The sequence below is a fragment of the Paenibacillus sp. N119s genome (genome assembly GCF_059447605.1).
The window spans coordinates 1-10,553 of record NZ_JCAJRU010000183.1; the positions used below are offsets into that span (position 1 = coordinate 1).

Annotated in this window: 1 protein-coding gene; it reads left to right on the top strand. The window is 50.6% G+C overall.

The genetic code is table 11. The features are described 5' to 3' along the window. A partial coding sequence (locus tag AC5V8P_RS18680; protein ID WP_495473769.1) for a non-ribosomal peptide synthetase occupies positions 1-10,553 on the top strand: 10,553 nt, incomplete at both ends.

Here is a 10,553-nt window from a genome sequence, read left to right on the forward strand (position 1 = left end):
ATAACAATTTATTTGATTTCAGTTCCCAGGATACATGGACGCTGTTCCATTCGTTCTGTTTCGATTTCTCTGTTTGGGAGATGTATGGAGCGCTTCTTTACGGAGGCAAACTGGTAATTGTTCCATCCCTTACAGCCAAGAGTCCGGCAGCTTTCCTGGAGCTGTTGAAAGACAATCAAGTTACTATTTTGAATCAAACGCCGACCTATTTTTATCAGGTGATACAAGAAGAGTTAGCACACTCATCCACAGAGCTTAGTCTTAGAAAGATTATTTTTGGCGGTGAGGCCTTGAGTCCGTCTCTTCTGAAAAACTGGCGGGCAAAGTATCCTGGTGTGCAACTGATTAATATGTACGGAATCACGGAAACGACGGTCCATGTCACTTACAAGGAAATCACTGAACATGAGATCGAAGCGGGCAAAAGCAATATTGGTAGAACCATTCCAACGCTTAGCGCTTATATTTTTGATGAACACAGACGCCTGCAGCCTGTCGGAGTTCCGGGGGAGCTATACATCGCCGGGGACGGTCTGGCCCGTGGGTATTTGAACCGACCAGATTTGACGGCTGAAAAATTTGTAGAACATCCGTATCGGGCGGGTGAGCGTTTGTATCGAACTGGAGATTTGGCTCGCTGGTTGCCTGACGGCAATATTGAGTATTTGGGCCGGATCGACCATCAGGTTAAAATTCGCGGCTACCGGATTGAGCTGGGCGAGGTCGAAGCCCAAATTCTCAAGGCTCCGAACGTACGGGAAACGATTGTCCTCGCGCGGGACGACGAACAGGGACAAAAATTGCTGTGCGCCTACTATGTAGCCTCCAGCGATCTTTCGCCAGGAGAATTGCGGTCTCAGCTGGCAACGGAATTACCAGCTTACATGATTCCTACTTATTTTGTCCGCCTGGAGCAAATGCCGCTTACACCTAACGGTAAGCTGGATCGCCGCGCGTTGCCAGCTCCTGAGGGCAGCGTACAATCTGGCGAAGATTATCTGGCCCCTAGAACTGCAGTGGAAGCACAGCTGGTGCTCATCTGGCAGGATATCCTTGGAGCTGCCCGCGTGGGCGTCCGTGATAATTTCTTTGAGATCGGTGGCCATTCTCTACGGGCGACGTTGCTCGTTACGCGGATTCGCAAAGAGCTGGGATGCAGCATTTCGCTGCGTGAAGTATTTCAATCGCCTACGGTTGAATCCCTGGCGCGACTGGTGAAAGAACGCATTCCAACCGTATACGAGTCTATTCCACAGGCTGAGAAAAGCGAAGCATACCCAGTGTCCTCAGCGCAAAAGCGGTTATACGTGCTGAGACAGATGGACGGGGGCGAGCTCAGCTACAATATGCCGGGCGCTTTCACAGTGGACGGACCGTTGGATCGCAATCGGTTAGAGTCTGCGTTCAAGGCATTGATCCAGCGTCATGAATCCCTGAGAACCGGTTTTTATATGCAGGATGGAGAGCTTGTTCAACATGTGCATAAGGATGTTCTGTTCGCCTTGGACTACACTGAGGCCTTGGTGGAGGAAACAGATACGCTCATTCACAACTTTATCCATGCCTTTGATCTGAGCCAGGCTCCATTACTGCGCGTTGGTTTGGTGAAGTTGCAGGAAGAGCGTCATCTATTGCTGTTTGATATGCACCACATCATTTCAGATGGGGTCTCCATTCAAATACTGGTGCAGGAACTCACGCAATTGTACCAAGGAGAACAACTACCGGAACTGCATATTCAATATAAGGATTATGCGGTATGGCAACGGGAACAGTCTGAGAAAGAGTGGCAAGACCTTGAAGCGTATTGGTTGCAAGCCTTTGAAGGGGAGTTGCCAGTATTGGATTTGCCTTCGGACTTCCAGCGTCCTTCGGTTCGGAGCTTCGAGGGTAGCCGAATCGACTTTACATTGGATGAGTCTGGCAATAAAGCGATACAAGAGCTTGCATCCCGTACAGGTACTACACTATACATGGTGTTGTTGGCGGCTTATTCGGTGCTGCTGCACAAATATACGGGACAGGAAGACATTGTCGTAGGTTCTCCAGTAGCTGGCAGACCACAAGCAGAGCTTGAGGGCATTATCGGGATGTTTGTTAACACACTGGCCTTGCGCAGTTACCCGGCAGGAGAAAAAACCTTTCAGGATTATCTTCTGGAGGTCAAAGAAACAGCACTCAAGGCGTTCGAGCATCAGGATTATCCTTTTGAAAAATTGGTTGAAAAACTGGGCGTAGGACGTGATGTCAGCCGCAATCCGCTCTTTGACACCCTGTTGGTATTACAAAATACCGAGCAGGAAGAGCAGGACATGGATGGAGTGCACTTTACTCCTTACCCAATGGACACCGTCACAGCCAAGTTTGATTTGTCCCTTAATGTAGAGGAGAAGGGCGCTGAACTAGCCTTTGGCCTTGAGTATAGTACGGCTTTGTATAGACGAGAAACTGTAGAGCGACTGGCAACGCACCTGCTCCGGGTACTGCATGCAGTCGCGGCCAATCCTCAGGTGCAACTGGCCGAGATTGATATGATTACACCTGAGGAGAAAGTACAGATCATTGAAGTATTCAATGCGACAGCTACTCCTTATCCAAGGGATAAGACCATTCATGAGCTGTTTGCGGAACAAGTCAAGCGTACGCCAGAGCAGACAGCACTGGTATTCGGCGATGCCCGATTAACGTACCTTGAATTGGAAGACAAAGCGAGCCGATTGGCCCAAACACTGCGTCGTTTGGGGACGCTCAGGGAGCAACCGGTGGCTATTATGGGCGGACGAAGTATCGAGATGGTGGTTGGTATGCTCGCAGTGCTTCAGGCAGGTGGAGCCTATGTGCCGATCGATCCTGATTACCCGGAAGACCGGGTTCGTTATATGCTCGAAGATTCCGGGGCCAAGTTACTACTGGTACAAAAGGGCGAGCTTATAAATGTAGACTACGGTCTACCGATTGTCGACCTCAGCAGTGAAGAGGCGTATGCGTCTGACCTTGGTCAAGCTGAGGAAGCGGCCCAGGGGCCAGAGGGACTCGCTTATGTTATCTATACCTCGGGTACGACGGGTAGACCGAAGGGCGTTATGGTTGAACACCGGAACGTGATCCGTCTGGTCAAAGAAACCAATTATGTGGAGCTGAACGAATCCACGCGAATTTTGCAGACGGGAGCCGTGGCCTTCGATGCCTCGACCTTTGAGATATGGGGAGCGTTGCTTAACGGCGGACAGCTTTATTTTGTGGAGAACGATGACATCCTGATTGCCGATCGGCTTAAAGCAGCTATTGCCAAATACGGAATTACAACCATGTGGCTTACTTCACCGCTTTTCAATCAGCTTTCACTGCAGGATGAGTATCTGTTCAGAGGATTGAAAGCATTGTTGGTGGGCGGTGACGTACTGTCCATATCCCATATAAACCGTGTTATCGAGGCTAATCCTGATCTTGTCCCTATCAATGGCTATGGTCCGACAGAGAATACGACCTTCTCCACCACCTACAAGATTCCGGGTCGTGCTGAAGGGGGCGTGCCGATTGGTCGCCCGATTAGTAACTCGACCGCTTATGTGGTCAATGGATCGCTTCAATTACAGCCTATTGGTGCTTGGGGCGAGCTGATTGTTGGCGGTGAAGGTGTAGCTCGCGGATACCTCAATCGTCCTGACCTCACAGCAGAAAAATTTGTCCCTAGCCCTGTTAAGGAGGGGGAACGCTGCTACCGAACTGGTGATTTGGTACGCTGGCTTCCAGATGGGAACCTGGAGTTTAAGGGAAGAATTGATGAGCAGGTCAAAATACGCGGGTACCGCATCGAACTCCCCGAAATCGAGGCTCAATTAGCCAAGGTGGAGTCGGTAGTTGAAGCCGTAGTCGTCGTTCGCGCGGATGAGCTTGGAGAGAAGCAGCTTTGCGCTTATTATGTGGCGGATCGTACGCTCACGGCAGGCGAAGTACGACTTGCCCTATCGCAGGTACTTCCGGGTTATATGATGCCATCCTACTTTATCCAGATGGATCGTATGCCGTTAACGTCGAACGGAAAAGTGGATCGCAGGTCTCTGCCAGCTCCGCAAGTAGGTGCGCATACAGGACGGAAGTATACAGCTCCTCGTACACCGGCTGAGGAAGCTTTGGCATCTGTCTGGCAAGGAGTGCTGGGTGCCGAACAGGTGGGGATCCATGACAATTTCTTTGAATTGGGCGGAGACTCTATCAAGGCCATCCAGGTGTCGTCACGGTTACTGCAAGCTGGTTATCGGTTAGAGATGAAGCAACTGTTCAAATCCCCAACTATTGCCGAGCTAGGCGCAGAAATACAAACGGCTGTGCATATGGCTGAACAGGGAGTTGTGCGTGGAGCGGCTCGCTTGACTCCAGTCCAGCAGTGGTTCTTTGGGCGGAAGCAGGCAGAGCCCCATCACTTCAATCAAGCAGTCATGCTGTATTGTGAACAGGGATTTGAGGAAACGGTCTTGCATCAGGTGTTGAAAAAACTCGCTGAGCATCATGACGCCCTTCGCATGGTTTTCCGTCAGACTGAGCATGGTTACGAGGCTTGGAACCGTGATCTTGGAGAAGGAGAGCTGTATAGCCTGTTCACTGCTGATTTACGGAATGAATCCAACCCGGTTGCAGCCATTACAACGCTGTCGGACGACATCCAGCGCAGCATCAATTTGGCAGAAGGTCCGCTGATGAAGTTAGGGCTTTTCCATTGTCAGGATGGAGACCACCTGCTGATCGTGATCCATCATTTAGTGGTGGACGGAGTATCCTGGCGGATTTTGTTTGAAGACTTCGCAGCAGGCTATGAGCAGGTGATTCAAGGACAAGCACTGACATTCCCGCAGAAGACGGATTCCTTCCGCGACTGGGGAGATGCCCTTGCTCGTTATTCGGAAAGCCCAGAAATTGAGATTCATCGGGCGTATTGGAGAGAGCTGGGGGCTCAGCCGCTCGAGCAGTTGCCGAAGGATGAGGCTGTGGAAAGCCTTTTATTGCGCGATAGCGAAGTGGTGACCGCCCAATGGACTGTGGAAGAAACCGATCAACTATTGAGAAAAGCCCATCGTGCTTATCAAACCGAGACGAACGATCTGCTATTAGCCGCTCTGGGCATGGCCGTATCCAAGTGGTCTGGCATGGGTAAGATCGCTGTGAATCTTGAAGGGCATGGTCGTGAACCGATCGTACCGAATATCGATATTACCCGTACTATTGGCTGGTTTACAAGCCAATACCCAGTCATTTTAGATTTGGGAAATAATCTTGAATTGTCAGCCTTGATCAAATCTGTGAAAGAAGAATTGCGTCGTATTCCGAATAAAGGTATCGGATATGGGTTGCTTAAAACGATGGCCAGTCAAGAAGACGCTGACAGTTTCAACTTGCAACCTGAGATTTCTTTTAACTATCTGGGGCAGTTTGATCAGGATTTGCAAGGAAGCTCGTTGCAGATTTCTCCTTATCCGACCGGAAGCGCCCAAAGTTTGTCGGGAGAGCCAGCTTATGCGCTTGATATCAATGGTATGGTGACAGACGGAGCCTTGACTCTGACGATGACTTACAACGGAAAACAGTATAAGTCATCTACCATGAGACAGCTTGCTGGATATATTGAAGAAAGCCTACGGCAGCTTCTCCAGCATTGCGTAACCCAGGAGAGAACTGTGTTAACGCCAAGCGACGTACTTGCCAAAGGACTGAGTATTGCTGATCTGGAGGAACTTTCGAAGCAGACCAGCCACATAGGTGATATTGAGAATGTGTACAGTCTGACGCCGATGCAGAAGGGCATGCTGTTTCATGATATGTTTGAGCCGCATACAGGGGCTTATTTTGAGCAGGCCGCCTTTGACTTTAAGGGCAGCTTTGATCCGACCGCCTTCGGGCGAAGTCTGGATGCGGTGGTGGAACGCCATGCTATCCTGCGTACGAACTTCTACAGCGGCTGGGGCGGTGAGCCTTTACAGGTCGTATTCCGGCATAGAGGCGCCAAATTGGTGTATGAAGACGTGCGTGAGATGGATGCTTCGCAGCGTGAAGCTTACCTGAAGACTTTTGCGGCTAAAGATAAAGCGCAGGGCTTCAATTTGGCTGAAGATGAGCTTCTGCGTGTATCGATTTTGCACACAGATGAAGAGAGCTTCCGTCTCTTGTGGAGCTTTCACCACATCGTCATGGATGGTTGGTGTGTTCCATTAATTACACAGGAGGTCTTTGAACACTATTTTGCCCTCCTGGAAGGAAGAGAACCTCAGCTGGCAGAGGTTCAGCCGTATAGCCGATATATTGAATGGCTCGAACAGCAGGATGAAGCAGCTGCGGCCGACTATTGGAGCCGATACCTGGCCGGTTACGAACAACAGACGCTTTTACCTCAAGTCGATGGAGCAGCTAAGGGAGAAGGCTACGTAGCAGAGAAGCTGGATTATCCTGTCAGCAGGGAATTGACTGAACGCCTGGAAAAGGTGGCCAGAGATGCTCATGTCACGATGAATATATTGCTACAGTCTATCTGGGGCGTTGCGCTTCAACGCTATAACGGTAGTCGGGATGTTGTATATGGAAGTGTAGTATCAGGCAGACCGGCTGAAATTCCAGGAATTGACCGGATGATCGGTTTGTTCATTAATACAATTCCAGTTCGTGTGAAAACGGAAGAACATCTTCCTTTCACAGTCCTGATGAAGCAACAGCAGGAGCAGTATATGGCTTCTCATATGTACGACACCTACCCGTTGTTTGAAATTCAGGCTCAGACGGACCAAAAGCAGGATCTCATCTCTCATATTATGGTGTTTGAGAATTATCCTGTGGAAGAGGAAGTAGAGCGTCTGGGAGGTGGCGAGGCTGCCTTTGAGATTGAGGAAGCGGAGCTTCTTGAACAAACGAATTATGATTTTAACTTAATTGTTCTACCGGGCAAAGAGATGAGATTGTTGTTCCAATACAATGCGCTCGTCTATGATCCAGCCACGATTGAACAAATCAAGGGCCACTTGTTCCACCTGATGGAACAAATTGTGGAGAATCCTGCAATTTCCGTGGATGCTCTGGAATTGGTTACACCACAGGAGAGAGAGCAGATTCTGAACGTATGGGGAGACGCGGAAGCCAGTTCCAAATATCGTTCCACGTTTCACGGGCTGCTGGAGGAGCAGACGGATCGAACGCCGGACGCAACTGCCATTCTATTTGAGGACGAGGCGCTGACCTATGCCGAGCTGAACGCAAAAGCCAATGGATTGGCGAGAAGACTGCGCGCTGAAGGAATCAAAACGGGAGACCTGGTGGGACTGATTGTTGAACGGTCAACCGATATGATCGTTGGGATGTACGGCATTATGAAAGCCGGAGGCGCCTACGTTCCAATTGACCCAGAGTATCCGAAAGAGCGGATTAACTACATGCTTGAGGATTCGGGGACGAAGATGATCCTTGCCCAAGCTCATCTGCTGGAACCTATAGGCTGGACGGGAAATGTCCTGTTGCTGGATGAACCGTCGACCTATGATGCCGATACTTCGAATTTGAAGGATACGGCCGGCTCTGATGATCTGGCTTACGTGATCTATACCTCTGGCACGACGGGTCAGCCTAAGGGCGTATTAGTAGAGCACCGGGGTTTATGCAATCTGTCGGACGTATACCGTGGACTCTTCGAAGTAACACCGCAGGATCGGATTGTTCAGTTTGCAAGCCCGTCGTTCGATGCATCGGTTTCGGAAATTTTAACGACACTGAGCCATGGTGCTACTCTGTGTATTCCTTCCACACAAGAGATTTTGGATCATGCCCTGTTCGAGCAGTTCATGAACGATAAGGGGATTACGGTAGCGACTTTGCCGCCAGCCTACGCTATCCACCTTGATCCAGAGCGTCTGCCAACACTGCGGTGCCTGTTAACCGCCGGATCGGCTACGTCGGTCGAGTTGATCGAAAAATGGAGAAAGCATGTACAGTACTTCAATGCCTATGGTCCAACTGAGGACTCGGTATGCACTACCATATGGAATGCCCAGAACAGTGAAGCAATCGCAGGAATCGTATCCATTGGCCAACCCATTGCCAACCATCGTGTGTATATCTTGGATGATCATTTCAGATTGCTGCCTGTCGGCGTAGCTGGAGAGCTGTGCATTTCGGGTATCGGGTTAGCACGGGGGTATCATAACCGACCTGAGTTAATGGATGAGAAATTTGTAGACAATCCGTATGCTCCAGGAGAGCGTATGTATCGGACAGGCGACCTGGTTCGTTGGCTACCGAATGGAACCATCGAGTACCTCGGTCGAATAGATCACCAAGTCAAAATTCGTGGCTATCGTATCGAGCTGGGCGAGGTCGAAGCACACATGCTCAGAGTGCCGTCCGTTCAGGAAGTCGTAGCCTTGGCTGTGGAGGGCGATGACGGCTACAAGGATCTGGTCGCTTACTTCGTAGCTGCTCAGAAGCTTGAGGTATCCGAGCTCCGAGCAGTTCTGTCGGAGATGCTGCCTGGATATATGATCCCTTCTCGCTTCATACAACTGGAGGACATGCCTCTAACGTCGAACGGAAAAATAGATCGAAAAGCGCTGCAAGGCGAGCGAGGATGGGCACTTGCTTCATCTGAGGCTCCAAAGACACCTGTAGAAATCCAATTAGCCGAAATCTGGCAAGAGGTGCTGGGTGTAGAGAACGCAGGAGTGAAGGATAATTTCTTCCATTTTGGAGGTCATTCACTGCGTGCGGCTCTGCTAGTGTCACGAATTCGTAAGGAGATGAATCGTGAGATTAGCCTAAGGGAAGTGTTCGAGTCGCCTACCATTGAAGGATTGGCTCGTGCCATTGAGGGCCATATGACGCTTAATTTCGAAGAAATTCCTACAGCGGGAGCGCGAGAGCACTACCCATTGTCCTCAGCCCAAAAACGGCTGTTTATCCTTAGTCAGCTGGAAGGCGGAGAGCTGAGCTACAATATGCCAGGCATCCTTACGGTTGAGGGAGACCTGAATCGGGAACGGCTGGAGCAGGCATTCCGTCGTCTGATTCGTCGTCATGGTTCGCTGCGCACCCGTTTTGTGACCGTTAACGGTGAACCTGTACAGCAGATCCTACCGGATGTTCCGTTTACGGTGGAATATGCGGAGTTGAGCGAGTCAGAGGCAGAAGCTACCCTTCAGCAATTTGTCCGTCCTTTCGATCTTGGTGAAGCTCCATTGCTACGAGTGGGTCTGATTCGAATTGCACATGAGCGCCATTTACTGTTGTTTGACATGCATCATATTGTCTCAGATGGGGTTTCTATGAATATCCTCATAGAAGAATTTCTCCGTTTCTACCAAGGAGACGACGTATTGCCTGCGCTGCAAATCCAGTACACAGACTATGCGGTATGGCAGCAAGAGCAGCTCCGAAGCGAGGGTCTCAAGGCCCAAGAAGCTTACTGGCTGGATGCATTCCGCGGAAGCTTGCCAGTGCTGGATTTGCCAGTAGACGAAGTTCGCCCTGCGGTACGAAGCTTTGCGGGAGATCGGATTGACTTCCAGATTGATGCTTCTCTGAGTGCTTCACTCCAGGAGCTGGCTACCCGAACAGGTTCTACCCTGTTCATGGTGCTGCTGGCCGCCTATACAGCGCTCTTGCACAAGTACACGGGTCAGGAAGATGTCATTGTCGGTTCGCCGGTGGCGGGAAGATCGCATGCCACACTCGAAGGACTCATCGGTATGTTCGTAGGCACAGTGGCACTGCGTACTTATCCTGAAGGGGAGAAGCCCTTCGAGGCTTACTTGCAGGAAGTGAAGGAAACAGCCCTGCGGGCCTATGAAAACCAGGATTATCCGTTCGAGGAGCTGGTAGAGAAGCTGGAGCTTCAGCGTGACCTGAGTCGTAACCCACTATTTGATACCATGTTTGTCCTGCAAAATATCGAGCAGGGAGAACAAGAAATAGAAGGGTTGCGGTTCACTCCTTACGATCATGTACACCCTGCTGCCAAGTTCGACCTCACGTTGACGGTGAGTGAAGCGGATGGGGCATTGAACTGCACGCTGGAGTACGCGACTGCAATCTACAAGCGGGAGACCGCTGAACGGATGACAGGCCACTTTGTACAGCTTATTCAGGAAGTCACCGCCAATCCGGGTATGTCGCTGTCGTCTCTGGATATCGTGACACCACAGGAAAAGTCGATGCTGATGAAAGATGCGGACGGAGCCAAGGCAGATTATCCTCGTGACAAAACGATTCATGCATTGTTCGAGGAACAGGCTGTCCGTAATCCGGATGCAACAGCAGTCGTATGTGAAGAGGCAACCCTGTCCTACAGCGAGCTGAATGAGCGGGCTAACGGACTTGCCAGAACACTGCGCGAGCGTGGTCTGCAACCAGACGGTCTGGTTGGAATCATGGCGGAACGTTCCCTTGAAATGGTCGTCGGGATTTTGGCCATTTTGAAGGCGGGCGGAGCCTACGTCCCTGTGGACCCTGAATATCCAGAGGACCGTATTCGCTTTATGCTTGAGGATTCGGGAGCCAAGCTGCTGCTGACCCAAGCGCATCTG